We start from the raw sequence: 25,088 nt of genomic DNA on the forward strand, positions 1-25,088 counted from the left end.
TCATCCTTGTGTCAACGGTGTTGACGTAACCTGGTGATTAACTGGCTCCGCGAGGGCCCGGGGGCCGGGGCGGAGTGAAGCGGAGGGTTCGGCGTGGCGGAGAGCGAGCGCGTCCCGGTCGAGCGCAAGCGGCGCCGGCCGACCAGTTCAGGCGTGGTCCTGTCGGCCGACCTCATCGTCGACGCCGCATGCGAACTCATCGACGCCCAGGGGGCGCAGGCCTTCACGGTGCGCAAACTCGGCGCGGCGCTCGGCGCCGACCCGTCCGCGGTCTACCGCTACTTCCGCAACACCGAGGATCTGCTGCTGGCGCTGGCCGACCGCCTCATCGGCGAGTCCATGACCGGTTTCGCGCCCAGTGGCGACTGGGCCGCCGACCTGCGCGACTTCGGCCTGCGGGCCTACCGTTCCGCGCTGCGCCACCCGCAGATCGCCGTGTTCAGCACCGTCCGGGTCACGGGCCGGCCCCATGAGCAGCACGCGGTCGACACGGGCATCGGTCTGCTGCTCCAGGCCGGGTTCGACGAGGCCGGCGCCGTCCGCCACTACCACGCACTCGTCGACACCGCCCTCGGCCATGCGGCCCTGGACGCCGGCGTGCTGCGACTGGCGCCCGCCCAGCGCGCGGCGGACGAGCAGGCCTGGCAGGACGAGTACGCCGGTCTGCCCGCGGAGGACTTCCCCAGCCTGCACCGCGTACGGGAGCACCTCCCGCTCATGGCGGGCTCGGCCGTCGAGCCCGCGCTCGACCTGCTCATCGGGGCCCTGCGGCGAGAGGCGGCGGAACGGGAGGGGTGAAGGGGGCTATCCGGGCATTTCGCTCACCCGGGTGCAAACATGAGGCATGTCCTTTCCGCGGCGGATGCCTCTGCGCGAACGACGGGAACTGAGCCACGTCCTGGTGCTGCTCCCGATCGGGCTCATCGTGGCGGTCTTCGTGATCGATGTTCTCGCGCCGCCCGACATCCATCTGGGGCCGCTGCTCGTCGCGGCTCCCGCGATCACCGCGGCCTTCGCCGGGCCTCGTCTGACGGCGGCGATCGGTGCGCTGGCGGTGGCCGCCCAGGTGTCCATCGGCATCGCGCGCCAGGTGCTGTTCACCGGGAACCTACAGGCCCAGATCGCCTCGCTGGTGGTCGTCTCCGGGCTGGTCGTGCTCTTCACGGTCGTACGGGAGCGAAACGAACGCCGGCTCACACAGAGCCGCTCGGTGGCCACCGTCGCGCAGCAGGTCCTGCTCCGGCCGCTGCCCGCCCGCAGCGGTGCCCTGGAGATCGCCTCCTTCTATCAGGCGGCCGAGGAGGAGGCGGAGATGGGCGGTGATCTGTTCGCTGCGGCGCGCACCACCACCAGTACCCGGCTGATCATCGGCGATGTCCGGGGCAAGGGTCTGCCCGCCTACAGTCACGCCGCCCTCCTCCTTGGCGCCTTCCGGGCCGCCGCCCACCGCCAGGCCACTCTGCCCAGACTGGCCGTCCACCTCGACGGAGCCGTCCGCTGGGACAGCAGTCAGTGGGACAACGCGCCGGGCGCCGAGAGCGGGCCGGAAGCGGTGATCGGCGCCGCCCCCGGCACGGGTGCCGGCTCCCTCCCCGTCGCCACTCCGGTTTCCGCCCCCGACCCCGCCCCCGACCCCGCCCCCGACCCCGTCCTCGACACCGACGAGACCTTCGCGACCGTCGTGCTGCTGGACATCCCCGACCGCTGGCACGTGCTCCGCCTCATCAGCTGCGGTCACCCGCCCCCACTGCTGCTGCGCGACGGGCGGGCCACCCCGCTGTCCGCAAAGCGGCCCGCGCTGCCCATCGGCCTCGGCGGGCTGGCCGGCGCCCCGGACTACGAGGTCGAGACCTTCCCCTTCGAACCAGGAGATCTGCTGCTGCTCTACACGGACGGGGTGAGCGAGGCCCGTGACGGCAAGGGCACCTTCTACCCCCTTGCCGAGCGCGCCGGAGCCTGGAGCGAGAGCAGTCCTCAGCAGGTGCTGTGCCGACTGCGCGCGGACCTGCTGGCGCACACGAACGGCCGGCTCGGCGACGACGCTGCCGCGGTCGCGCTACGGCGCCTGCCCGGCCCGCCGCCTGCCGCGGGGCCCGGCGTTTCCTCGGGGGGCGGGGCGGGCGATCCGACATCGCAGGGATGAATTCCATCACCCTCTAGATTCCGCAACATATCGGGCATGCCGCAAACGAAATTCCCTCCGAAAATTCCTCTTTGCTCCTACATATTCCGTTTCATGGCGTCACCCTGCGCCACCGACCCTTCCCCTCCGCCGCCCCTCCGGTCCGCTGCTCTCCGCCTGACGCTTCCTCAGTGCCGCCCCACTTGATAGACACGTCCGCATCATCCGCAAGTGGCACAGGACGCGCACCATGACCGACCGCAACACCTCTGACCACCAGATATTCGAGCTCGACCTCGCCGCTCACGAAGCCCGTCGACGGACCGAAGTCCTCGCGGCGCTGGGTGACACCTGGGACCCCGTCGCGGTGATGGAGGGCGAGAACGACGCGTACCGGCTCCTCTACTCGGGCCTGGACGCGGAGCAGCAGGCCACCTACGACATGCTGGTCGCCGCCGAGGTGCTGCCGGGCCCCGGGCAGGCCTGAGCATGCTGCCGCTCGACCCGACCGCCGATATCGGCCGCCGCGCCTGGGTCCCGTGCCCCCGCTGCCAGGACCACCAGGGCTGCGGCACCTGCCTCGACGGCCGCACCTGCGGTGACCACTGGCGCTACCTTCTGTCGAACAAGGGCAGCGTCCTGCACCTCCAGTGCCCCAACTGCACCCACCTGTGGGCCTGGCAGTCGGGCTTCGGAGCGGGCGGCCGCACCGACGGCTGACGCCGGACCACCGCCGGGCCGACGGCCGCGCCCCCGGACGCCGAGGAGTACGGGACGGCCGCCGGGTACCCCGCGCACCGGGCGCCGCCCACCGCCCCCGTCCGCGGCGCGTCCTACGTCAGCCGCTGCCTCGCCTTCCCGTGCGCGGTCTCGAGTGCCTTCTCGGCCGGTACGGCACGATCCGGCTGCACCCCGACGCCCTCCCAGTTGGTGCCCGTGACGGCGTTGATGGTCCGGGCCATCGGCACGGTGACCGTGATGTGCTCCGTCACCGGATGCCGGGCGGTGGGGTGCGCACCGCCTCTCGTCGTCTCGCCGACCACCTCGGCACGGCCGTGAGCCTGGAGGGTGTACGCCACGTCCTCGCCGCCCGAGAAGGTCGTCGCGCTGGTGAGTACGTACACCGGACGACCGAGATAGCGCGGCGCGGGCAGATACGGGAGGGTCCAATACTGCCGGGTGGAGTCGGTGGAGCGCTCGTAGAAGTCGTTGAGGTGGACCTCGTCGTCGGGGAAGAAATAGCTGCACCACATCGCGGCGCCCGCGGGTGAGCCGCCGCGGCACTCCCGCAGATCGAGAAGGAGAGCACGGGTGTGCGCCACCAGCTCCATGGCCGCACCGATCGCGCGGGCGCCCTCCCCGGCGTCCGCCATCCATCGGACGTCCAGACAGCCGATATTGCCGTCGAGCTGTTCACAGCGGTGGATGCCTTGGTTTTCGGCCCGCATCAATGCGAGGAAGGCTGCCCGGCCCGCATCGTCGTCTCCGGGTCCGGTGGACCGGGGCTCGTCCTCCCACAACAGCCTGAGGTGTCTGTCCGGGCAGGCCTCCTGGAGATGAGCGGTCACCGCCTCGCACAGCGCGGCACCGCTCAGTGAGTCGTACTCACCGGCTGCCAGCCGGGCGCGGACCGCCCGGTCGGCCTCCGAGGCGCGCCGGGGGAAGACATAGCCCGCCATGATGCGGTCGAGGGCGCTGTGGATGATCTCTGCGTTGCCGGGCATTGCCAGTGATCCTCGATTCGGGTCGGGTGTGCCGAGGCCGCCGGGGATGGCGGCCTTCGCGCTTCGGTGCGGTGCGGCGGACATCCGGCGGCGGTAGCGTGCGGTTCATGGAGCTGCGCGCGCGATCGCTTTGGCTGTTGACCGAGCCGCTGCATGCGGTGTGCTACTTCGACGAGAGGTGCCGTGACCTGGGCAAGGACCTCGGCCTCAAGGGCTTCTGGATGGGGTACTTCGCCTCCCGCACGGCGCCCTTGGGGGCGGTGGAACCCGCGGCGGCCACGGCCGTGCTCGGGGTGTTCGCCCCGGGGATGGTGGCCCGTGCGCTGCCCGCGGCCTGGAGCTCCACCAGCCCGGCGCACGTCCTCGACGAGCGCGGCAGCCGGGCGGCCCACGCACTGCGCGGGATCGCCCCCGAGCTGGAGCACGCAGCAGCCGACATGCTGCCCCCGCTCCAGACGATCGTCGACGCGGCACCGGCCACCGCCCGCCCCCTGTTCGCCGCCAACCGCGTGCTGTGCGACCACGCCGACCCCGTCGAGCGGTTGTGGCAACTGGTCACCACCCTGCGGGAGTTCCGAGGCGATGCGCATCTCGCCGTGCTCGCCGACGAGGGTCTCGACGGCTGCGAGGCCCTCGTCCTGGCCGCCGCATCGGGCCGTGTTCCCCGGGACACCATGCGGCAGGACCGCGGCTGGAGCGAGGAGGAGTGGTCCGCGGCGGCCGTCCGGCTGCGCTCCCGTGGCCTCGTGGACGCACAGGGCGACGCAACCGAGCACGGCCGGCAGGAACGGGAGCGCATCGAGGTGGCGACCGACCGGCTGGCCGGCCGGCTGCTGCATCCACTGCCCGAGGCGGAGGCCGAGCGCATGCTGCACACGCTGGAACCCGTGGTCCGGCGCATCCTGGCCGCGGACGTGCTGCCCTTCCCCAACCCGATCGGTCTGCCGCACCTCGACGAGCCCACGCCGCGCGGTGCCAACTCCCGCTAACCCAGCCGCTTTCCGGCTTCCTTGAGCTTCTGCTGGAGATCCACCGTGTCGGATGCGGGCGGCGCCTGGACCGTGACCGGCTGGTTGACGTCGAAGAACCGTATGGTCACGTCCAGCGGACCCTGGGCCGCCTGCGCACGCTCACGGAACTTCACGGTGCGGTCGTCGGGGCCGACCCACATGTCCAGGCTCAGCTTGGTCACGCCGAGCTGCTTGTACTGCTCGATGACCCTCTTGCGGCGCTCGGCGTCGAGTGCGCTCTTGGAGGCCCGCTTGGTCAGCAGATCCGTCACATCGACCACACCGGCGTAGTGCGTCGTCCGCACCCCGTCGACGGTCTCCTGGCCGACCTTCTTGACGTTGTCCGACTGGGGGAGCAACGACGCCTGCGCCGCCGGGTCCTGGTCGGCCTGCCGCTCCATCCCCCCGAGGCCGCCGGCCCCCGCGCCCTTCTTGCCCTTCATGGCGAACTTGAGCCAGTGCTTCCCGTCCATCGCGGCCGCCGCCTGCCGGCCCCCGCCGAGATACACCGCGTCCCCGACGAGCCGCACCGAGAACTCGCCCTCCTCCTTGCCCCCGGAGGCCTTCATCCGCATATCGATGGCGCGCGGGCGGAGGCTGAACGACACCTTGCCCTCGACGGTCCCCTGGCCCGGGACCTTGCCGGAGAGTTGATACGACACGGAGTTGAGCTTGGCGCCCTTGTTGACGGCCTTCTGCACCGCGGCGACCGGCATGGCGTTGAGGTTCCCCGACGCGGCTCTGCGGTCGTCGGACGCGCCGCCGGACGCCGTGCATGCCGCCGTGCCGCACAGGACGGCTCCGGTGAGCAGCGTCCCCACGACGCGGGACGAGGTACGGGAAAAGTGAGTCATGGCCCCCCCATGAGCACATGGAACGATAAAAATGTCGTCGATCACGACACTAGCCCACGACGCTGACAATCCGCGTTGCGTATTTACGCAGCCACGGTGACCAGGGAATATGACATCCGGACCACGTCGAGCGCGATCGAGGGCCGCGCACCGGGGTGATTTTCATCTGGTGGTTCGATGGGTGCTTTGGGGTGCTTTGCTGAGCCAGATCGGGACACCTCTGCCCAAGAGGCGTTGAATGAGTATGGATCCTAGAGAGTTGTGGGACCGCAACGCCGTGCTGGCAGAAGCGTTTTGTCTGGGCGATGAGCGGGTGCGTGAGGCGCAGGCCAGGCTTGACGAGGCCCAGGCCGACCGGTCACGGGTTTTGGCGGCGTTTGCGGTAACGGTGGGCAGTACCGGCGCGGTGGCCGGTCTGTTCGGTTTGAATGAGCGTGAAGTGCGGATCGCCCGGCGCACGGTGGGCAAGGACGACGCCCGAGCCGTGGCCGAAGAGCTGCTGGCGGCCACCACTCCCGCTGCGCCGGCGCGGGAGCCTGACGAGGCCTCGTCGGCGCCCGATCCCGCTGCCGAATATTCCCACCAGAACCCGACTGCCGGAACGCGTCCCACCGGCCCGCCCCGCGAAGGTGCCGGCGGCACAGGAGCCCCGGAACAGAACTGGTCCCCGGCGATGGACGCGGTCCTCATCGGCAGTTGGCAGACCGGCGTGGATTTGCGTGAACTTGCCGCCGAATTCGGGCTCGATCTCACCCGGCTGGTCACCCGTGCCCAACAACTGTCCGCCCAGGGGCGGTTCTATCCGGGCCCGGCCGAGAACCATGCAGGACGCCACCGGCGCGGCCCCGGCGATGTGCACGAGACCGAATACACCATCCCCGCACAGCAGACGGCCGCCTGGAACGCCGCGCCCTCCGGATACCAGATGGCATCGGCCTGGCACACCGGCACGACGCCGTCCGCGGATTCCGTTCCGGACATGGCCGCACTTGCCTCGGAATGGGACAACGCCCTCGCCCCGTGGGGGACCCTCGCGCCCTCGCACGAGGATTCCGCACCGGCCCATCAGCCCTGGGCCCAATACCACCTCAGTTCCTGACACCGGCACGATTCCCTGGCAATACGTATGTGCCCGCCCCCGCAGGCCGTCACCGGCCCTGCCGAGGACGACACGTCCCCGCCCGGATTCCTGAGCGGGGACGATGAGAGGAGGAGGCCGAGGCCATGGCGACGGAGGAAGCGCGGGCCGGTGCGCTGGACGGAAAGGTCGCGCTGGTCGCCGGGGCCACACGAGGCGCCGGGCGGGCGATCGCGGTGGAACTCGCCCGCGCGGGCGCCGTGGTATACGCCACCGGGCGCAGCAGCCGGACCGCAGGCCCCTCGGAGATCAACCGGCCGGAGACGATCGAGAAGACCGGTGAACTGATCGCCGAGGCCGGGGGCACCGGTACCGCCCTGCGGGTGGACCACCTCGACAGCGACCAGGTCAGCGCTCTCGTCCGGCGCATCGACCGGACCACGGCCGCCTCGACATCCTCGTCAACGACATCTTCGGCGGCGATGCCTACGCCCAGTTCGGCACCACCCTCTGGGAGCACGATCTCACCGGGGGTCTGCGGATGCTGCGCATGGGCATCGACACCCATGCGATCACCAGCCACCACGCGCTGCCACTGCTCATCCGTCGTCCCGGTGGGCTGGTGATCGAGATGACCGACGGCACCGCGGAGTACAACGCCGCCTACCGGTACCACGAGGGCTTCTTCTACGACCTGGTCAAGGCCGCCGTGCAGCGCATGACCCTGGCCCAGAGCCATGAACTCGCCCCGCACCACGGCTCCGCCGTCGCCGTGACCCCCGGCTGGCTGCGCTCGGAGAAGATGCTCGAAGCCTTCGGTGTGACCGAGGACAACTGGCGGGAGGCGACAGTGAACGTGCCGCACTTCTGCATCGCCGAATCCCCGGTCTATGTCGCGCGGGCGGTCGTCGCCCTCGCCGCCGCCCCGGACGTCGCGCGCTGGACGGGCACGGTCGTCTCCAGCGGACAACTCGCGCCCCTCTACGGATTCACCGACACCGACGGCACCCGGCCGGACTGCTGGCGCTACCTCGTCGAGGTCCAGGACCGGGGCCTCCCGGCCGACGACACCGGCTATCGCTGACGGCCGTTCGTCACGGGAAGGCCACGCGGCCCTGGCGGGTGCCTGTTCCGGGCGGGCCCTGAAGGGGGGAGGGTGGGAGACAACTGGGAGATGATCTTGAGGGTCAGCCGCTGAGGGCCGCTGGTCCTGGCGTCAGGAGCGGCGAGATTCAACGACCCGGATGAGCTCTCTAGCCCGCCGTCTCGCCCGCATGCGGAGACAGCGTTCCCGCCGCGACCAGGGCGAACAGGACTATGCCCAGCAGGATGCGGTAGACGACGAAGGGCATGAAGCTCTTGTGGGAGATGAACTTCATGAACCATGCGATCACGGCATAGCCGACGATGAAGGCGATGACCGTGGCGAAGACGGTGGGGCCCCAGGCGACATGGCCCTGGCCGGCGTCCTTGAGCTCGAACACGCCGGAGGCCAGGACCGCCGGGATGGCGAGCAGGAACGAGTAGCGGGCCGCGGATTCGCGGGTGTAGCCCATGAGGAGGCCGCCGCTGATCGTGGCGCCCGAGCGGGAGACACCGGGGATGAGCGCCATGGCCTGGCAGACGCCGTACAGCAGGCCGTCCTTGACGCTGAGGTCGGTGAGGCTCTTGCGCTGTTTCGCGGCGCGGTGCCGGCCGCCGGTCTCGTCGCGGGCGGCCAGCCGGTCGGCGATGCCGAGGACCACACCCATCACGATGAGGGTGGTGGCGATCAGCCGCAGATCGCGGAACGGGCCCTCGATGGCGTCCTTGAGCGTGATGCCCAGGACGCCGATCGGGATCGAGCCGACGATCACCAGCCAGCCCATCTGGGCGTCGTGATCGTGCCGCAGCTCCCGGTTGAAGAGGGAGCGGGCCCAGGCCGAGATGATCCGCCCGATGTCCTTGCGGAAGTAGATGATGACGGCCGCTTCGGTGCCGATCTGTGTGATGGCGGTGAACGCCGCACCGGGGTCCTGCCAGCCGGCGAACGCCGCGGTCAGGCGAAGGTGCGCACTGGACGAGATCGGCAGAAACTCGGTCAACCCTTGGACGAGTCCGAGGACGAAAGATTCAAACCAAGACATGGAAAACACGCTATCCAAGGGTGATCAAGCGCTGACCTGCGCAAGATGGGAGAAAGCGGACGGTGGCGGCGGATGCGGATCATCGCCGACAGGGGGCAGCGTAACGTCCGGAGGTGTACGGGCGGCCAAAGGGGCCGGGTCGTACCGCACCCGACCGCTCCACGGACCCCGCTGGAGAGTCCGTCGCCCGCCAGATCCGCTGTCAGTGTCCGCGCAGTGCCTTGCGTTTGTACCAGGCCACCACCAGCGCGCCCAGAGCGCTGACGGCGATGAAGCCCATGGCGACGAGGAACGCAGGTGAGGTGGGCGAGGAAGCCCGCGCACCGGCAACGGCGTAGGCCGCGGTGTTCGGGATGCTGCCGAGTGCCGTCGCGACGAGGTAAGGGAGCCAGCCCATACGGGAGACCGCGGCGCAGTAGTTCGTGGCGCAGAAGGGCAGACCCGGGAAGAGACGGATCGCCAGCATCGAGCGGAAGCCGTGCTCGCTCAACTGCCGGTCGGCGGCGGTCAGCCACCGGGCGCGCAGCAACGGGCGCAGGGCGTCCTGCCCGAGCAGCCGGCCGAGCCCGAAGGCCAGAGCGGCGCCCAGGACCGTACCGGCCAGCGCGCCGGCCAGGCCGGCCTGACTGCCGAAGAGGGCCCCGGCCGCGAGATTGAGGACCGGGCGCGGAACGAAAGCGGTGGTGCACGCCCCGTATGCCAGCGCGAAGACCACCAGAGCGGTCGGGCCGGACAGCTGCGCGGGCCGGCCCCCGGTCAGCAGGTGCTGCGGCTGCCACCACAGTGTGATGGCCGCGGCGCAGGCCAGCAGGGCGAGCAGCAGGCCCAGCCGGCACCAGGGGGAGAAGAGCACACGCGTGCAGCGAGCGGCGAGGCCGTCGGGCGTTGCGGCGGGCGGAAGCACCCCGGGAGCGTAACCGACAAGGGTGCCGAGGAGCCGTAATGCCAAGGCCGGGGAGCTGTAAGGCCAAGACGGCGGCCGGATAAATCGTTCGACGCCGGAGGACGCGCCCGGCACCATATGACGCATGATCCGGCACGCCTTCCTCCCGCTCCCGTCCGCAGTCGCGGACGAGCCGAAGGCTGCCGTCGAACTCTTCGCGGCCCTCGCCGCGGCCCACTGCGCTCCCGCAGTCACTGCCGTCGCGGCAGCCGCCGTTCAGGCCGCCGCGGCGGCCGACGGCGCACGAAGCTGACCCTCTCCGGATCGTCCGGCGGACCCCGCAGGGGGAGGGTCGGCGGGGCTCAGGGGTCCCCACGGCGCCAAGTCGCCGTCCTCACCGCATTGTTGCGAGGAAGAACACCATGCCCAAGACGGCATACGTGCGCACCAAGCCGCACCTGAACATCGGCACCATGGGCCACGTCGACCACGGCAAGACCACGTTGACGGCGGCCATCACCAAGGTCCTCAGCGACCGGGGGAGCGGGACGTTCGTGCCCTTCGACCGGATCGACCGGGCCCCGGAGGAGGCCGCCCGCGGTATCACCATCAACATCTCGCATGTCGAGTACGAGACCGGCACCCGGCACTACGCCCATGTCGACATGCCCGGCCATGCCGACTTCATCAAGAACATGGTGACCGGCGCGGCGCAGCTCGACGGGGCGATCCTCGTCGTCTCCGCGCTCGACGGGATCATGCCGCAGACCGCCGAGCATGTGCTGCTCGCCAAACAAGTGGGCGTCCGGCACATCGTCGTGGCCCTCAACAAGGCCGACGCCGGCGACCCCGAGCTCACCGACCTCGTGGAGCTGGAGGTGCGCGAACTGCTCGGCGCGCACGGCTACGACGGGGAGCACGTACCGGTCGTACGGGTCTCCGGGCTGCGCGCCCTGGAAGGCGACCCGCGCTGGACGGGGGCGATCGACGCGCTGCTGGACGCCGTGGACACCTATGTCCCGATGCCCGAGCGGTATGTCGACGCGCCGTTCCTGCTGCCGGTGGAGAACGTGCTGACCATCACCGGCCGCGGCACGGTCGTCACCGGAGCCGTCGAGCGCGGCACCGTGCGGGTCGGCGACCGGGTCGCGGTGCTCGGCGCGGAGACCGAGACGACGGTCACCGGGCTGGAGACGTTCGGCAAGCCCATGGAGTCCGCCGAGGCCGGGGACAATGTCGCGCTGCTGCTGCGCGGTCTGCACCGCGACCAGGTGCGCCGCGGGCATGTGGTCGCGGCGCCCGGCAGCGTCACACCGCGGAGCCGTTTCACCGCCGAGGTGTATGTGCTCTCCACCGAGGAGGGCGGCCGCCGTACGCCACTGTCCACCGGCTACCGGCCGCAGTTCTACATCCGCACCGCGGACGTGGTCGGCGACCTCGACCTCGGCGAGCGGGGCATCGCCCGGCCCGGTGAGACGGTGACGGTGTCGGTCGAACTGGGCCGGGACGTGCCATTGGAGAGGGGCCTGGGCTTCGCCATCCGCGAGGGCGGCCGGACCGTCGGCGCGGGCACGGTGCGCACCGTCGAGGAGTGAGACACCGCAGGTCGGCAGGCTGCGTCCGGCACCTTTCCCGGTGCGGGGCGCAGCCTCCTGCTGTCCCGGGGGACGCCCGGGTGCAAGACTGCACGCCCGGGTGAACGGCCACGAGGAAGACTGCCTGTGCCGCACGGCGCGGGCGGTCGGCCGGAGACAGGAGGAAGACCTGATGGCGGGTACGGCACTGGTCCTGGGCGGCGGAGGGCTCACCGGCATCGGCTGGGAGATCGGTGTGCTCGCCGGTCTCGCCGAGGCGGGCCTCGATCTCGCCGACGCCGATGTCGTCATCGGTACCTCCGCCGGATCGATCGTCGGCGCCCACCTCACCTCCCGGCATCTCGGCCTGGACGAGATGTACGCACACCAGCTCGCCGTGCCCGAGAACGGTTCGGCGGCCCGTATGGGCCCGGCCGCACTGGCCCGGTCGCGGCCATCGCGCTGCGCTCCCGGGACACGGTCTCCTTCGGCGTACGCATGGGCAGGCTGGCGCTCGCGGCCCGCACCGTCACCGAGGCGGAACAGCGCACGGCGATCGCCCGGACCCTGAACCTCACCGACTGGCCGGTCCGCCGGCTGGTGATCACGGCGGTGGATGCGGCGACGGGGGAGCGGACCGCCTTCGACGACACGAGCGGGGTGCGGCTGCTCGACGCGGTGGGCGCGAGCTGCGCGGTCCCCGGAATCTATCCGCCGGTCACCATCGACGGCACCCGGTGGATCGACGGCGGGGTGCACTCCAGCGCCAACGCCGATCTGGCCGCCGGATACGACCGGGTGGTGATCGTCGCGCCGATGGCCGCGAGTGGTGGGCCGATCGCCGGACCGCGGGCGCAGGGCGAACGACTGGTGCGCCAGGGCGCCCGGGTGTGCGTGCTCACCCCCGACCGTGCGGCCAGGGCGGCGTTCGGCCGCAATGTCCTGGACCCCGCCAAGCGCGCCGACGCGGCCCGCGCGGGGCGCCGGCAGGCAGCGGCCCATGTGGCGCAGATCCAGCAGGTCTGGTCGGACTGACCGGCCGGCCGGACCGGCGGCCGGGGCTCGGTTACCGCACCGGCACAATGGGACGGTGGACGAAGCACCCGAGCCGATACCCGTCACCCGGACCGTGGACTGCGGCACCGCCAAGCTGCTGCCGGACGTCGACCGGCCGCGCGCCTGGCTGCTCACCGTGGACGGTGCACCGCAGTCCTACGTGGACCTCGACGCGCCCACACATCTGGAATTCGAGTATGTGCGCCGGCTGGCACACGTCCTGGACGAGGCCGCCGCCCCGGCCCGGCCGCTCGACGCGCTGCACCTCGGCGGCGGGGCGCTGACCCTGCCGCGCTATCTCGCCGCCGTCCGTCCGCACTCCCGGCAGGAGGTCATCGAGGCCGACCGCGGGCTGCTCGCCCTGGTCACGGAGCATCTCCCGCTGCCCGGCGACTGCGGGATCACGGTGCACGCCGAGGACGCCCGTACGGCGCTGGAGGCGGCGCCGGAGGACAGCGCCGATGTCATCGTGGCGGATGTCTTCGGCGGCTCGCGAGTGCCCGCGCACCTCACCTCGGTCGAGTACGCGCAGGCCGCCGCCCGGGTTCTGCGACCGGACGGCTGCTATGCCGCGAACCTTGCGGACGGCGCGCCGTTCGGCTTTCTGCGTGGTCAACTCGCCAATTTCTCCACGGTCTTCGAGCACCTCGCGCTGATCGCCGAGCCCTCGGTGCTGCGCGGCCGCCGGTTCGGCAACGCCGTGCTGCTCGCCTCGCGCGCACCGCTGCCGATCATCGCGCTGGCCCGGCGGACGGCCGGTGACGCGTTCCCGGCCCGGGTCGAGCACGGCGTGGCGCTGCGGCGGCTGATCGCGGACGCAGTCCCCGTACGCGATGCCGAGGCGGTGGCTTCCCCGGTGCCACCGGACGGCGCGTTCAGCGTCGGCTGAGCGCGGTCCGCCGCGGCCTCGCACCAGGTCGGCGGCGCCCGCTCACTCCGCCTCCGTGGTGTGCGATTCCGTCGCCCCGGCGGCACGGGAGACCGCTCCGCCCGCTGCGGGCTCCGGCTTCGTACGCCGGGTGAGCCGCCGCACCTCGGGCACGCACAGCACCGCCGCCGTCAGCAGCGCGATCAGCGCCGAGCAGCCCCACAGCGCCGCCGTCCGGCCGACGAGGTCCTGTACGGGGCCGGCCAGCGCGGTGGCGAGCGGGACCACGGCCAGGGACCCGAGCCAGTCGTAGGACGAGACCCGGGAGAACTTCTCCTCGGAGATCTCCTGATGCAGTGCCGTCATCCACGTCACCGCGAAGACCTCGACCGCGATCCCGGTGCCGAACATGACCGCGGTGAGCCCGCCCGCCGGGAGGGGGAGGGCGAGCGCGGCGGACGGGAGGGCGAGTGGGAACACACACAGCGCACCGGTGAGCAGGAGGCGGTGCGGTCTGAACCGGGTCATCAGGAGGGCGCCGCCCACGGTGCCCGCACCGAAGGCGGCCAGCGCCAGCCCCCAGGGCCCGGGTCCGCCCAGATGCTGCTCGGCGACGAGCGGCCCGTAGACCGCCTCGGCGGCCGCCACCACCGCGTTGACGATGGAGAACTGCACGACCACCGCCCACAGCCACCGCCGGGAGGCGACCTCGCGCCAGCCGTCCCGAAGGTCGTGCAGCACCCCGCCGCCGGGAGCCCGTGCGGGGACGCCGCTGACGTCGAGGAAGGCGCGCAGCGCGCCCGCGAGGGCGAAGGCCGCGGAGTCGATGGCCAGCACCCAGCCGGGGCCGACCGCGGCGACCAGTGCGCCGCCGAGCGCCGTGCCGCCGATGTTCGCGCCGTTCATGCCCATACGGAACACGGCGAAGGCGCGCCCCGCCTGCTCGCCGGTGACACTGGCGAGCACCATGCCCTCGGAGGCCGGCGCGAAGAACGCCTGCCCCGTGCCACCGAGGGCGGCCAGCAGTGCCATCTGCCACAGCCGCGGCTCGCCGGCCAGGACGAGCAGCGCGAACAGGCCCTGGGAGACGCAGCTGAGGGCGTTCGCGGCGACCATCACACGATGCCGGGGGAGCCGGTCGGCGACCGCGCCGCCGATCAGCAGGAAGAGGACGAGCGGGATGGTCCGCGCGGCGGCCACCAGCCCGACGTCGGTGGCGGAACCGCCGGCGGCGAGCACCGCGAAAGCGGTGGCGATCAGCGCACCGGAGCTGCCGAGGTTCGCGATCACCGTGGCGCCGGTGAGCAGCAGATAGTTCCTCCCCGCCCACGCGGGGCGGGTCCTCACCAGGAGAGCGCCCGCGGGGCGGAGACCGTGCGCGACAGCTTCCGGCCGGGGCTGCCGGCTGCTCGGCGTACGCCGCGTTCCGGGTAGGTCACCCGCCCGTCTTCACTGTGCTGCTGTCCTGGCCACATGGGCGTCAACGATACGGAGGGTGGCGAGCCGGCCGCACTGGGGTTTCCGGCGGCCGTTACGGGCCCGGAGTCCGTCAGGGCCTGGCGTACGTCACGGGATCGCGTCCGTCGTCCCTCATGCCCCGGGGCCGGAGAGCGCCGCACCCCCTTCACACCTAAGCTACCGCTAGGTAACATGGGCCCATGTCCTCCGAGACCCTGCCGTCGATCGGCGAAATGATGGCGGCATCCGTGCCGATGGCCCGCACCCTGAACCTCGAGTTCACCGAGACCACCGCCGAGCGCGCCGTGGTCCGCATGCCCGACCAGCCGGACTTCCACAACCACGTCGGCGGACCGCACGCCGGCGCCATGTTCACCCTCGCCGAGTCGGCGAGCGGTGCCATCGTGATGGCGGCCTTCGGCGACCAGCTCGGCCGGGCGGTGCCGCTCGCGGTGCGCGCCGAGATCGGCTACAAGAAACTCGCCATGGGACCGGTCACCGCCACCGCGGAACTGGGCCGGCCGGTGGCCGAGGTGATCGCCGAGCTCGACGCCGGTGAGCGCCCGGAGTTCCCCGTGAACATCGCCATCACCCGCGAGGACGGCGGGGTCACCGGCGAGATGAGCATCGTGTGGACCCTGCGCCCCAACAAGTGAGCTGCTTCACAGTGGGGTTCTCCCCGGCCCGTCGTGCACCGCACGGCGGGCCGCCGCCGTTTTGAGGGGCTCCGCGGCGCCGGACCGGGGCCGCCGAGAAGGTCGTTGCGTACCGCATGCGGATTCGGCTCCCGGACGGCGCCATCGAGTACGCTTCGGCGGGCGTGCTGCGGCGCGCCAGGGGGATCGACCGGCACCGGTGTCATGGCTGCCGGGGCACGGCCCACGGGGGCCCTACACCAGCGGAGGAAGCGGCGTTGCACATCCAGGAGTGGCTCGAGACGGTACCGGCCGTGAGCGTCTACCTCCTGGTGGGGGTGGTCATCGGACTGGAGAGCGTGGGTATTCCGCTGCCCGGTGAGATCGTCCTCGTCAGTGCGGCGATTCTCGCGGCGACCCAGGACCACATCAATCCGTACGTGCTGGGCGCCTGTGCATCCGCCGGCGCGATCCTGGGCGACTCTGTCGGCTATCTGATCGGGCGCAAGGGCGGGAAGCCCCTGTTGCAGTGGGCGGGCCGCAAGTTCCCCAAGCACTTCGGCCCCGACCATGTCGCGATGGCCGAGGCGAAGTTCGACAAGTGGGGCATGTGGGCGGTCTTCTTCGGCCGGTTCGTCGCGCTGCTGCGTATCTTCGCCGGTCCGCTCGCCGGCGTACTGAAGATGCCGTACTGGAAGTTCCTGATCGCCAACGTCCTCGGCGGCATCGTCTGGGCCGGCGGCACCACCGCGTTGATCTACAGCGTGGGCGTCGTCGCCGAGTCGTGGCTCAAGCGTTTCTCCTGGCTGGGACTGGTCGCCGCCCTGCTGTTCGGCATCGGCTCGCTCCTGCTCATGAAGCACCGCGCGAAGAAGGCGGCCGCTGCGCGCGAGACGACGGAGACCCCGGTCGGCGCGACGGTCGACTGACCGTCCCGGACCTGCCGCGCCACCTACGTACGGCTCGCACCGGCCTGCAACGGTCGCTCTTCAACGGACGCTCTTCAGGCGGAAGTCCGGCGCTCAGCCGGCCCAACACACCTGATCACGCAGGCGGGCGGAGGACCGGCGTCGCCTCAGGGCATCAGCCAGACGTCCGGTCCGCCGTCGCGCCATTCGAAGACACCGGTGTCGTCCCAGACGAACTTCGTGGTGCAGAAACCGGCCCGGCGCAGGATCGCGGCCACATCACCAGGGCGCAGCGCCCGGCCCAGATCCTGTCCGTAGAGCGTCACACGGCGGCCGCCCGAGCAGGGCGGATGCACGATCACGGGGGCACGCTTCATGCTTCCCAGCATGCGACCGGCCCGGTGCTCGCGCATCCCGAACGCGGTCGGCGCGTCACGGAACGTGTCCACCGGCCTCTCCGCGACTCCGGCCCGGCCCTCAGGACCGCGCCCGCAGCCGCGAGAAGAACGGCCGGGCCCGTACGCCCGGCCCGGTGCGCAGCCACCACGGGGCCTCCTCGCCGCCGTCCGGCGGCGGCGTCCCGCCACGCACCGTCCGCCGCAGACCGGTGAGCATGTTGCGGACCCCGGCGATCAACAGCGGGTCACCGATCACCTTCTTGGCCACCAGCGCCTTGTGACACGCCCGCAGCGCCGCCGCCGGCTTCCCATGGGTGCACTCGGTCAGGGCATGGGCGTACAGGATCGTCGAGTACAGCCAGAAGTCGCCGTCGGAGTGCCGGGTCTCCCAGGCGCGGTCGGCCGCCGCCCGGGCCCGCGCCGCGTCGAGCGGCGCCAGGGCGACGGCCAGCAGTGCCCGGCTGTGGGCGGGCCCCGGACCGAACCATGGATCCCTGGAGTGGTGCCGGGCCGCTTCCTCCAGACACGCCACGGCCGCCGTGGTGTTCGCGCGGTACAGCGCCAGCACCCCGTGCGCATGCGCGATACGGGCCAGCCCGTCGCCGTCCGCATGCATCACGGCCGCCGTCCACGCCTGGTCGAGCAGCGCCTCCGCGGTGGCGAGCGAGTGTTCCTGTGCGGCGAGATAGCCGGCCAGCCACAACGCCCGGGCGCGCAGCGCGGTGTCGTCCCGGGAGAGCAGCAGCAGCCGGTCCAGATGGGCCCGGCCCTCCCGACGGAAGCCACAGGCGGCCCAGTGGAACCACAGCGACACCGCGATCTCCAGCGCCCCGAGCGCATCCTCCGCGTCCTGCGGCGGCCGGGTCAGCGCCGCGTCGAGATTGGCCTGTTCGTCCTCCACCAGCCGCACGGCGACCTGCTGGTTCGGGCCCTGCCAGGCGATCTGGGCCTCGGCCGCGAGTGCCGCACAGGCCTGCCGGAACCGCCGCAGCGCCGCGGACTCCTCACCCGCCTCGCGCAGCTGCGTCCGCCCGAAGTCGCGGGCGGCGCGCGGGAGTCGGTAGCGCGGCGGGAGCGCGGCCCCGGTGTCCTCGCGAGCGCCGCCCCCGTCCCGTACGCGTTCGACGACCGAGGCCGTACGGAGCCGTTCCAGTGCGCCGTCGACCGCGGCTGAAGGAACGTCACTGCTGGTGCAGACGCATCCGGCGAGCCAGGGATCGAAATCGTCGGGGAGCACCGAGAGTCTCGCCCATACGCGCCGGTCGGTGGGCGAGCAGAGGGCGTAGCCCGCGGCCTGCGCGGCGTGCAGCGAGGTGTGCCGGGCGGTCGCCGCAGGACCCGAGTAGAACAGCGCACCGTCCGTGCCCACCTGCGCCGCGAGCTGCGGCAACGACATCCGGTCCAGCTGGTGCGCGGCCAGGGCGATCGCCAGCGGTGAGCCCTCCAGGGCCTGGCACACCGTGACCAGGAGCTCGGGCGCCGCTGCGCCGGTCCGCGCGGCCAGCAGTTCGACGGCCGGTCCGGCGATCCCCTCGCCCAGCGTCACCGGAAGCGGCGCGATCTCGACGACGCGCTCCTCGGCCAGTCCCAGCCGCCCCCGTGCGGTCGCCACGATGCGCAGCGCCGGGTCGGCCCGCAGCAGCCGGCGCACGAGCTGTGCGCACTCGGCGAGCACCGGGTCGCAGTCGTCCAGCAGCACGGTCACGCGATGCCGCCGGCAGTGTGCGGTCAGTGCCGCGAGGGCCGTGCCGCCCGCGGCGCTGCACCCCGCTGCGGGCTCCGTCCGGTCGGCCCGGCCGGACACCGGTGTGCCGACGCAGGGCGGAGCCGTACGCCGGGCGAGCGGCCGGGCGCTGTTGCGGCAGGCGGTGTCCGCCTGCCCGGCCGCCCGCAGCAGCGCGTCGGCCAGACCGCCCTCGGCCAGACCGTCCCAGCAGCCGACCCGGATGACCGTGCCGCCGTGCCGAGCGGTGTGCTCCTCCAGGACGGCGCGGGCCAGCACGCTCTTGCCCACGCCGGCGGCTCCGGTGAGCGTCACCAGCGGAGCACCGCCCAGCAGCCCGGACACCTGCTCATGCTCAACGGCCCGTCCTACTACGCCGGGCAGTGGCCGGCGATCTGCCCACGCGGTCATCGGTCATCCCCAACCACGGCACAGCGCCGCGCCCTTCCGAATAGGGAACCAACGATGCCAGAACCGACCGTCCGGTAAACAACCAGCGGGCTCATCGAACGAGGGAAACTCCGCCGCCGTATTTGACGCGGCCGGACCTCTCGCCGAGGGGCCCGGGAGGACGGACCACCAGGTCACGGTGGCCGGGGGCGGCGCCGAGGGCGCTTCGGACGATCTTAAAGTGGTGTCTTTCGACCGGCGCCACGGTGGCAGCGTGGCTGCCCGCGGCCGGCCCAAGAGTCCAAGGAGAACGTCCCGATGAAGCGCCTGCGCGTCCGTGCTGCGGTGAGTGTGGTGGCCCTGGGGCTGCTGGCCGGTTGCGGCGACGGCAGGGACATCGTCGACGCATCGAGTGTGCCGCGGCTGCGGGCCCGTCATGCGGCGGATGCCCTCAACGGCAAGCCCCGGGCGGTGGTGCCCCGTGGCCCGCGCTCCTCGTTCACGCCGTTCCGTACCACCGGGGACGACGGCACCCAGGTCGTGATGACGAAGTGGCACGGGCGGAAGTCCGGTTTCACCGGCGACATTTGGGCCTGGGTGCCGCCGGAGTACCACGATCCGCAGTACGCCAGGAGCGGGTTTCCGGTGCTGATCGCGCTGCCCGGCGCCTATGGCTATCCGTTCAACTACTGGGCCGGGGACGCCTTTGCGCTGGAGGAGCGGATCGCGGAGTGGTCGGGGCAGGGTAAGACGCTGCCGTTCATCGTCGTCATGCCGGTGCTCAACCCGGGCAGGAAGTACTACGACGGCAGTGACATCCCGGGGCAGCCGAAGATGGGCACGTGGCTGACCGAGGATGTACCGGACTTCGCGCGGGCCAACTTCCGTACGTTCGACAGCCGGGACGGCTGGGCTTTCATGGGGTCCTCGTCCGGCGGGTTCGCCGCGCTGAAGGCCGTGCTCAAGGAGCCGCAGAAGTTCAAGGCGGCCATCGTCAACGGCCCCGACACGAGGCCGGATTCGCCGATGTGGCAGGGATATCCGGCCGAGATGCGTGCCAATGACCCCCGCCATCTGGCGCGGCAGCTGACCGCGCGGAGGGGCCTGCCCGTCTATCTGGCCTTCGAGCTGGGCAGCAAGGAGGTGGCGGTGCCCGATGTGAAGCGCTTCATCAAGGACTGCACCGGCGGGCCGGTCCACTCCACGCTCTTCGAGATACCGGACGGTGTGCACAGCGGTCACACCTACATCCAGCGGATGGCCGACTCGCTGCACTGGATCAGTGAGCGGATGCAGGGCCCCGTGCCGTCCGTTTGACGCACCGTCGCCCAGGTGGTCGCACGGCAGGGCTTTCCTGTTGCCGACGCCGGGCCACCCGTAAGAATTGTCCGTGACCCGGCCATGGGAGCGCGGCCGGTGATGATGTCGGCCCACTGGAAGGAGAACCGTGCGAAATCTGCGAGTCGTCGGTCTGGCGCTGGCGGGCACGGCTCTGCTGGCAGGGAGCCTCACGGTGGGCAACCAGTGGCTGGCGGAGCGGGACGCGACCAGTGAGGTGGACGGGACGACCGACACCGTCCCGCGCGACGAGGTCGCCCGCTCGATCTCGGGCCATCTGTCGCTTCCGGTGATCCCCCGGGGGCCGCGCTCGGTCGACTGCGCCAGGGACCTGCGCGCGGTCACGGGGGCATGGACCCACTGCACGGCGCACTACTTGCGCGGGACCGACCGCGACATGACCGTACGCGTGGTCCGGGTCCGCGGCGGCGAGATCACTTATGTCCACGACGCCCCGCATCGCTGAACTTCGCTGACCGGTCCCCGTTTTCGCTGTGGGCCAGGTCACATGGCTACGTGTCAACAGGTCGTCAGGAAGCGGACGACTCGCTTGCTCCGAGGTCCGGCAGCGCGCCCAATGGCCCCAAAGCAGGCCTTTGTTGAATCTGCTTCGGATGTGTCCGGTGTTCAGATCGCCGTTGGACGACGGGTGTTGCTGTGATGCTAAGATCATCGCACTTGCCAACGGGGTAGTCACCTGATATGGCAGGTGAGAAATTCCGCGCATTGGCCTATGAAAACCGCCACCCCGGGGAGAACTATGCCATTAGCCGGCCCTTTGATGGCTTTCTGGCAGGCGACTGTGCGTGGCCGTTCATGTATCTCTGGGAGCGCGATTGATTCTGCACGTCGCGGCCAGACATGCGACACCTGGTGGCTCCGTCGTCCGAAGAGAGTCCTATGACGCAATATTTCCAGGATCCAGCGCTCTGGGGTTTGATCGCTGGTACCCCTGTCGCCGCTACCGCGATTATTCGCGGTAGAAAAAAGATCACGGAGCTTCGACAAGAAAAGGCTGAGCTCAAGCAGCACTACGCCAATCTTGAAGATCACTACACGGAGGCTGTGGAAGAGGCCAAGGATCGGGCCGAGGAGGCCACCAAAACCACGCTGAAGTCCGCCATGCGGACGCTTCAGGGGCTGGCGAGCGAGCAGCAGCTGGCGATTTCCAAGCTCCAGGAAACCTATGGCGAGCACAAGATCCTTCAGGATCTGCTCGACATCGACCACATGAACTCGCAGTTTGCGCGGCGTGCCCAGTCCATCGCCGTCCTGTGTGACGGCTGGCTCGGCCGGCGACGGCACAATGCCTCGCTCTACGATGTGGTGCGCAGCGCCAAGGGCCGCATTCGCCATTTCACGCGCGTCGAGATCCGGTCGCAGAGTAATTTCGCCATCGTGAGCCGTGCTGTTGAACCGGTTGCGCTCGTGCTCGCCGAACTGCTGGACAATGCCACCAGCTACTCGGCGCCGGAAACGATGATCGAGATCAATATCCGGCCGGTGCCCAAGGGTGTGTGCATCGTTGTCGACGATGCCGGTGTCGGTATGAACGAGGAGGAGAAGGCGCGGGCCGCTCAGCTGCTGTCGAGCGAGAATACGGCCAGCGTTTCCAGCCTCGGTAACCCGCCGCAGTTCGGATTCACCGTCATCGGTGTGCTCGCCGCCCGCTACGGGTTCAGCGTATCGGTGGATTCCACCTCTCCTTACGGCGGCGTGCGCGCGGTCGTCCTGCTCCCCGACGATCTCCTGACGTCCCTGCACGAGCCCGAGGAGAGTCCTGCCGTGGCCGCCTCCGCCCCGTTGCCGCCCGAGAATCCTCCAGGTCACCCGGCCTCCGAGGGCCCGGCTCCGGTCCCTGCCGCGCCTGGGTACCCGGCCGCAGGACACCCGGCTGCCGGCGGTCCGCCGCTGGGGCAGCCGGCTCCCGCTCACCCCGTTCCCGAGACGACGGCCGGCGGTCTGCCGAAGCGCCGCCGTCGCGGTGCGATATCCATCGTGCCGACCGAAAACGAAAGCACGGAAACCCCGGCCCGCGACAGCGCAAGGGCCGCGTCCGTCATGGGCGCATTTCAGCGCGGCACGCAGTCCGGCCGCCGTTCCACCAATGCAGGCAATGAAGGGCATGAGGTTCAGTGAACTACGATCTGTCGTGGATGCTTGACAGTGCTCTGGAATTGCCCGAAGCGCAGCATGCCATTCTCGTCTCCGCCGACGGCCTGCTCATGGCCCGCTCGAAGGAAGTCGGCCGGGACCACGCCGACACCGTTGCCGCCGCGATGAGCGGAATGCAGTCGCTGAGCCGTACGGTCGCCGACTTCTGCCACGGCGGTGCGCACGCCAGCCGGCCGCAATGGCGGCAGACGCTGGTCGAATTCGACCATGGCTGGGTCTTTCTCATCTCCGCCGGTGAAGGCGCGTATCTCGCGGTTTCGGCGTCGCCCGATGTCGACATGGCAGAGATCACGTTCCGCATGCAACAGCTTGTCGGCCAGCTCGGTAAGGCACTGACAAGCCCGCCTCGCGAGAGGGCTGATATCCAGCCATGACGACAGATGACGAGCCGGAGCTGGAACACGAAGCAGCGGAATTAGTGCGGCCGTACGTCATCACCAACGGCCGGGATCTTCTTGACGACAGCGACTTCTCACTGATCACTCTGGTGACCATGCATACGGAGCCGCCCCGGACGAATCCCCTCGATCCGGAGAAGCTCCGCCTGCTGGAGCTGTGTTCGGGAGGTTTCCTCTCGATCGCCGAGATAGCCGGGCACACCCGGCTGCCGGTGGGCGTCGTCAAGATTCTGGTGTCCGATCTCGCGCGGGAGGGCTATCTCTACTCCCGTGCACCCATACCTAGCGCTCAGCTTGTCGACCGGCAGATCCTTGAGGAGGTGCTGAATGGGCTCCAGGCTCGCTTTGGATGACGGCGTGTACCTGCGCGATTCCGTGCAGACCGCGGCGAAGATCCTCGTGGTCGGGCATTTCGCCGTGGGTAAGACCACATTCATCGGGACCATGTCCGAGATTCCGCCGCTGCGGACCGAAGAAGTAATGACCCAGGCGGGCGCCGGAATTGACGACCCGAAAGGTGCGCCGGACAAGACCACGACCACGGTCGCCATGGACTTCGGCCGGCTCACGCTCAGCGAGAAGCTGGTCCTCTATCTGTTCGGAACGCCCGGACAGCAACGCTTCGTTCAGGTGTGGGAAGACATGACGCGGGGGGCGCTCGGTGCGCTGGTTCTGGTCGACCCACAGCGACTCGACGAGTCCTTCCCTGTCATGGACCTGGTGGAACACTACGGAATCCCGTACGCCATCGCCGTGAACCGGTTCGACGGGACTCCCTCGCATTCGCTCGATGAGATACGGGAGGCGCTGGACCTGCTTCCTGAGACGCCCGTCGTCAACTGTGACGCACGGGATCAGCGTTCCTCGGCGGATTCCCTGATCGCCCTCGTCCGATATCTACAGTCCCGCGTCAACTAGGAGCTCAGGCATGCAATCTCACTCGGAATTCCAGACTCCGCCACCCGGCTGCCCCGCGCACGCCGGTGGCGAAAGGGTGCCCCTGCACGGGCCGGAATTCGCCGCCGCGCCGGACGTCTTCTACGGCATGCTGCGACAGTACGGACCGAGCGCGCCCGTCGAGCTGGCTCCCGGTGTGGAGGCCGAACTCGTCACGGACTACGCCACAGCGCTCCATGTCCTCCAGAATCCGGACACCTTCGCGAGGGATTCGCGCCGCTGGCGCGCGCTGAACGAGGGGCGTGTGCCGATGGACAGCCCTGTGCTGCCGATGATGATGTACCGGCCGAATTGCATGTTCTCCGACGGCGCCGAGCACCTGAGGCTGCGCCAGGCGGTGACGGAGAGCTTCGCGCGTCTGGACATGCACCGTGTGAGCAGGCATGTCGACCGCGTCGCCACCTACCTCGTCGACCAGTTCAGTGTCCGGGGCAAAGCCGACCTGATCAGCGATTACGCGCAGTTGCTGCCGCTGCTGGTCTTCAACGATCTCTTCGGCTGCCCGGCGGAGATAGGCGACCGGCTGATCAGCGCCATCTCCAACCTCTTCGACGGGGTCGATGTGGAGCGGGCCAACGAGGTCATGGCGGGTTCCCTGTTCGAGCTGGTCACCCTGAAGCGCAGCACGCCGGGCGACGACATCACCTCCTGGCTGATGCAGCACCAGTCGCGGCTGACCGACGAGGAGATGGTCCACCAGCTCGCTCTGCTCATCGGGGCGGGCACCGAGCCGGTGCAGAACATCATCGCCAATGCGCTGCGACTGCTGCTGTCCGACGAGCAGTTCGGCGGCGGCCCGCAGGGCGGCGGCGACCTCCTGGTCGAGGACGCCATCAACGAGGTGCTGTGGAACAGCCCGCCGATCGCCAACTACGCCACCCACTACCCGGTGCACGAAGTGGAACTCGCCGGGAACAAGCTGGCAGCCGGGGCACCGGTGCTCATCAGCTTCGCGGCGGCCAACGCGGACCCGAGCCTGTCCGCGAGCCGGCAGACGTTCAGCAAGCGGGCCCATCTTGCCTGGGGCGCCGGGCCGCATGCCTGCCCGGCGAAGGACCCCGCGCTGCTGATCTCCATACGGGCGATCGAGAAGCTGCTGAACGCGCTGCCCGACATCGAACTGGGTGTTCCCGCGGACACGCTGACCTGGCGGCCCGGCCCCTTCCACCGTGCGCTCAACGCGCTGCCCGCCCGCTTCACTCCGGTACGCAGCACGAGGCGGGGTTCCATGCCCGCCTCGATGGGCGGCCACGACGGGGGAGACACCCGGGCCCGGGAACAGCAGAGCAAGCCTCAGAAAGGCAGTTGGTGGAGCGGGTTCCTCAGCTGGTGGCGAGTGTGACCTTTGCTACAGCTTGAATGTTCGTTGTTCGCATGAACGTTCAGTCGTAGGGGTATGCAGGGCTGGCCACT

At 70.3% G+C, this 25,088-nt stretch carries 25 protein-coding genes and 2 pseudogenes; 20 read left to right on the forward strand and 7 right to left on the reverse strand.

What is annotated here, in order from left to right; translation table 11 throughout:
• The first annotated feature begins 93 nt into the window (after nucleotides 1-93).
• The 4 genes from IF67_RS0112500 to IF67_RS0112515 all read left to right on the forward strand — a co-directional run bounded on the left by IF67_RS0112500 (nucleotide 94) and on the right by IF67_RS0112515 (nucleotide 2,842).
• A complete protein-coding gene (locus IF67_RS0112500) occupies nucleotides 94-798 on the forward strand; it encodes a TetR/AcrR family transcriptional regulator (protein ID WP_030985047.1) in 705 nt (234 codons plus the stop codon).
• A gap of 46 nt (nucleotides 799-844) precedes the next feature.
• Entirely contained in the window at nucleotides 845-2,143 is a 1,299-nt protein-coding gene (locus tag IF67_RS0112505) for a PP2C family protein-serine/threonine phosphatase (RefSeq protein WP_234341062.1), read from the forward strand.
• Between the two features lie 229 nt (nucleotides 2,144-2,372).
• Nucleotides 2,373-2,609 (forward strand): DUF6400 family protein, encoded by a 237-nt coding sequence (locus IF67_RS0112510; RefSeq protein WP_030985050.1) that lies wholly within the window; start codon nucleotides 2,373-2,375, stop codon nucleotides 2,607-2,609.
• A gap of 2 nt (nucleotides 2,610-2,611) precedes the next feature.
• On the forward strand, nucleotides 2,612-2,842 hold the full coding sequence (locus IF67_RS0112515; protein WP_030083811.1) for a hypothetical protein: 231 nt from the start codon (nucleotides 2,612-2,614) through the stop codon (nucleotides 2,840-2,842).
• A gap of 113 nt (nucleotides 2,843-2,955) precedes the next feature.
• On the opposite strand, the gene IF67_RS0112520 is transcribed toward IF67_RS0112515, so the two are convergent.
• Nucleotides 2,956-3,846, reverse strand: coding sequence for a S41 family peptidase (locus IF67_RS0112520; RefSeq protein ID WP_030985052.1), 891 nt, complete (start codon nucleotides 3,844-3,846; stop codon nucleotides 2,956-2,958).
• 107 nt (nucleotides 3,847-3,953) lie between these two features.
• On the opposite strand from IF67_RS0112520, the gene IF67_RS0112525 reads away from it, so the two are divergent.
• Nucleotides 3,954-4,835: an SCO6745 family protein gene (locus tag IF67_RS0112525; RefSeq protein ID WP_030985055.1), complete on the forward strand. Its 882-nt coding sequence runs from the start codon at nucleotides 3,954-3,956 to the stop codon at nucleotides 4,833-4,835.
• On the opposite strand, the gene IF67_RS0112530 is transcribed toward IF67_RS0112525, so the two are convergent.
• Nucleotides 4,832-5,710 carry a hypothetical protein gene (locus tag IF67_RS0112530; protein ID WP_030985057.1) on the reverse strand — a complete coding sequence of 293 codons (879 nt, stop codon included), beginning with the start codon at nucleotides 5,708-5,710 and terminating at the stop codon, nucleotides 4,832-4,834. The genes IF67_RS0112525 and IF67_RS0112530 overlap by 4 nt on opposite strands.
• Before the next feature lie 259 nt (nucleotides 5,711-5,969).
• On the opposite strand from IF67_RS0112530, the gene IF67_RS40290 reads away from it, so the two are divergent.
• Both IF67_RS40290 and IF67_RS39090 read left to right on the forward strand, forming a co-directional pair.
• Nucleotides 5,970-6,809: a hypothetical protein gene (locus tag IF67_RS40290; RefSeq protein WP_030985059.1), complete on the forward strand. Its 840-nt coding sequence runs from the start codon at nucleotides 5,970-5,972 to the stop codon at nucleotides 6,807-6,809.
• Between the two features lie 125 nt (nucleotides 6,810-6,934).
• A pseudogene (locus tag IF67_RS39090) lies at nucleotides 6,935-7,872 on the forward strand (SDR family oxidoreductase).
• Between the two features lie 169 nt (nucleotides 7,873-8,041).
• Here IF67_RS39090 and IF67_RS0112545 read toward each other — a convergent pair.
• Both IF67_RS0112545 and IF67_RS0112550 read right to left on the reverse strand, forming a co-directional pair.
• Nucleotides 8,042-8,914 carry an undecaprenyl-diphosphate phosphatase gene (locus IF67_RS0112545; RefSeq protein WP_030985061.1) on the reverse strand — a complete coding sequence of 291 codons (873 nt, stop codon included), beginning with the start codon at nucleotides 8,912-8,914 and terminating at the stop codon, nucleotides 8,042-8,044.
• A 202-nt stretch (nucleotides 8,915-9,116) separates the two neighbouring features.
• Nucleotides 9,117-9,818, reverse strand: a complete 702-nt coding sequence (locus tag IF67_RS0112550; RefSeq protein WP_030985063.1) for a TVP38/TMEM64 family protein — start codon at nucleotides 9,816-9,818, stop codon at nucleotides 9,117-9,119.
• A gap of 124 nt (nucleotides 9,819-9,942) precedes the next feature.
• On the opposite strand from IF67_RS0112550, the gene IF67_RS44205 reads away from it, so the two are divergent.
• The 4 genes and pseudogenes from IF67_RS44205 to IF67_RS0112570 all read left to right on the forward strand — a co-directional run bounded on the left by IF67_RS44205 (nucleotide 9,943) and on the right by IF67_RS0112570 (nucleotide 13,316).
• A complete protein-coding gene (locus IF67_RS44205; RefSeq protein WP_199812715.1) occupies nucleotides 9,943-10,110 on the forward strand; it encodes a hypothetical protein in 168 nt (55 codons plus the stop codon).
• Between the two features lie 109 nt (nucleotides 10,111-10,219).
• Nucleotides 10,220-11,392 (forward strand): elongation factor Tu, encoded by a 1,173-nt coding sequence (gene tuf, locus IF67_RS0112560; protein ID WP_030985065.1) that lies wholly within the window; start codon nucleotides 10,220-10,222, stop codon nucleotides 11,390-11,392.
• A gap of 172 nt (nucleotides 11,393-11,564) precedes the next feature.
• Nucleotides 11,565-12,406: pseudogene (locus tag IF67_RS39095) on the forward strand (patatin-like phospholipase family protein).
• A gap of 55 nt (nucleotides 12,407-12,461) precedes the next feature.
• Nucleotides 12,462-13,316 carry a spermidine synthase gene (locus tag IF67_RS0112570; RefSeq protein ID WP_030985066.1) on the forward strand — a complete coding sequence of 285 codons (855 nt, stop codon included), beginning with the start codon at nucleotides 12,462-12,464 and terminating at the stop codon, nucleotides 13,314-13,316.
• Between the two features lie 42 nt (nucleotides 13,317-13,358).
• On the opposite strand, the gene IF67_RS0112575 is transcribed toward IF67_RS0112570, so the two are convergent.
• Nucleotides 13,359-14,645 (reverse strand): MFS transporter, encoded by a 1,287-nt coding sequence (locus tag IF67_RS0112575; RefSeq protein WP_078889393.1) that lies wholly within the window; start codon nucleotides 14,643-14,645, stop codon nucleotides 13,359-13,361.
• A 308-nt stretch (nucleotides 14,646-14,953) separates the two neighbouring features.
• Between IF67_RS0112575 and IF67_RS0112580 the strand changes: the two genes are divergently transcribed.
• The gene (locus tag IF67_RS0112580) at nucleotides 14,954-15,409 is read left to right on the forward strand and encodes a DUF4442 domain-containing protein (protein ID WP_030985070.1); all 456 of its coding nucleotides are present in this window, start codon (nucleotides 14,954-14,956) and stop codon (nucleotides 15,407-15,409) included.
• 257 nt (nucleotides 15,410-15,666) lie between these two features.
• Nucleotides 15,667-16,317 carry a DedA family protein gene (locus IF67_RS0112585; RefSeq protein ID WP_030985071.1) on the forward strand — a complete coding sequence of 217 codons (651 nt, stop codon included), beginning with the start codon at nucleotides 15,667-15,669 and terminating at the stop codon, nucleotides 16,315-16,317.
• Nucleotides 16,318-16,463: 146 nt separating this feature from the next.
• Here the strand turns inward: IF67_RS0112585 and IF67_RS0112590 are convergent, their stop codons facing one another.
• Both IF67_RS0112590 and IF67_RS0112595 read right to left on the reverse strand, forming a co-directional pair.
• Nucleotides 16,464-16,673 carry a hypothetical protein gene (locus IF67_RS0112590; protein WP_030985073.1) on the reverse strand — a complete coding sequence of 70 codons (210 nt, stop codon included), beginning with the start codon at nucleotides 16,671-16,673 and terminating at the stop codon, nucleotides 16,464-16,466.
• Between the two features lie 100 nt (nucleotides 16,674-16,773).
• Nucleotides 16,774-18,828, reverse strand: coding sequence for an ATP-binding protein (locus IF67_RS0112595; RefSeq protein ID WP_030985075.1), 2,055 nt, complete (start codon nucleotides 18,826-18,828; stop codon nucleotides 16,774-16,776).
• Between the two features lie 297 nt (nucleotides 18,829-19,125).
• Between IF67_RS0112595 and IF67_RS0112600 the strand changes: the two genes are divergently transcribed.
• The 7 genes from IF67_RS0112600 to IF67_RS0112630 all read left to right on the forward strand — a co-directional run bounded on the left by IF67_RS0112600 (nucleotide 19,126) and on the right by IF67_RS0112630 (nucleotide 25,017).
• Nucleotides 19,126-20,124, forward strand: a complete 999-nt coding sequence (locus IF67_RS0112600) for an alpha/beta hydrolase (RefSeq protein ID WP_030985077.1) — start codon at nucleotides 19,126-19,128, stop codon at nucleotides 20,122-20,124.
• A 130-nt stretch (nucleotides 20,125-20,254) separates the two neighbouring features.
• The gene (locus IF67_RS0112605) at nucleotides 20,255-20,611 is read left to right on the forward strand and encodes a DUF4333 domain-containing protein (protein WP_030985078.1); all 357 of its coding nucleotides are present in this window, start codon (nucleotides 20,255-20,257) and stop codon (nucleotides 20,609-20,611) included.
• Between the two features lie 434 nt (nucleotides 20,612-21,045).
• Nucleotides 21,046-22,284 carry an ATP-binding protein gene (locus IF67_RS0112610; RefSeq protein WP_030985080.1) on the forward strand — a complete coding sequence of 413 codons (1,239 nt, stop codon included), beginning with the start codon at nucleotides 21,046-21,048 and terminating at the stop codon, nucleotides 22,282-22,284.
• Entirely contained in the window at nucleotides 22,281-22,694 is a 414-nt protein-coding gene (locus tag IF67_RS0112615; RefSeq protein WP_030985081.1) for a roadblock/LC7 domain-containing protein, read from the forward strand. The genes IF67_RS0112610 and IF67_RS0112615 overlap by 4 nt, the downstream gene beginning before the upstream one ends.
• A complete protein-coding gene (locus IF67_RS0112620; RefSeq protein ID WP_030985083.1) occupies nucleotides 22,691-23,071 on the forward strand; it encodes a DUF742 domain-containing protein in 381 nt (126 codons plus the stop codon). The genes IF67_RS0112615 and IF67_RS0112620 overlap by 4 nt, the downstream gene beginning before the upstream one ends.
• Complete coding sequence (locus tag IF67_RS0112625; RefSeq protein WP_030985085.1) at nucleotides 23,046-23,636, forward strand: GTP-binding protein; 591 nt, start codon at nucleotides 23,046-23,048, stop codon at nucleotides 23,634-23,636. The genes IF67_RS0112620 and IF67_RS0112625 overlap by 26 nt, the downstream gene beginning before the upstream one ends.
• A 10-nt stretch (nucleotides 23,637-23,646) precedes the next feature.
• Nucleotides 23,647-25,017 (forward strand): cytochrome P450, encoded by a 1,371-nt coding sequence (locus tag IF67_RS0112630; RefSeq protein WP_030985087.1) that lies wholly within the window; start codon nucleotides 23,647-23,649, stop codon nucleotides 25,015-25,017.
• Nucleotides 25,018-25,088 lie beyond the last annotated feature (71 nt).

The organism is Streptomyces sp. NRRL S-1813 (assembly GCF_000719605.1).
GTDB lineage: Bacteria > Actinomycetota > Actinomycetes > Streptomycetales > Streptomycetaceae > Streptomyces > Streptomyces decoyicus.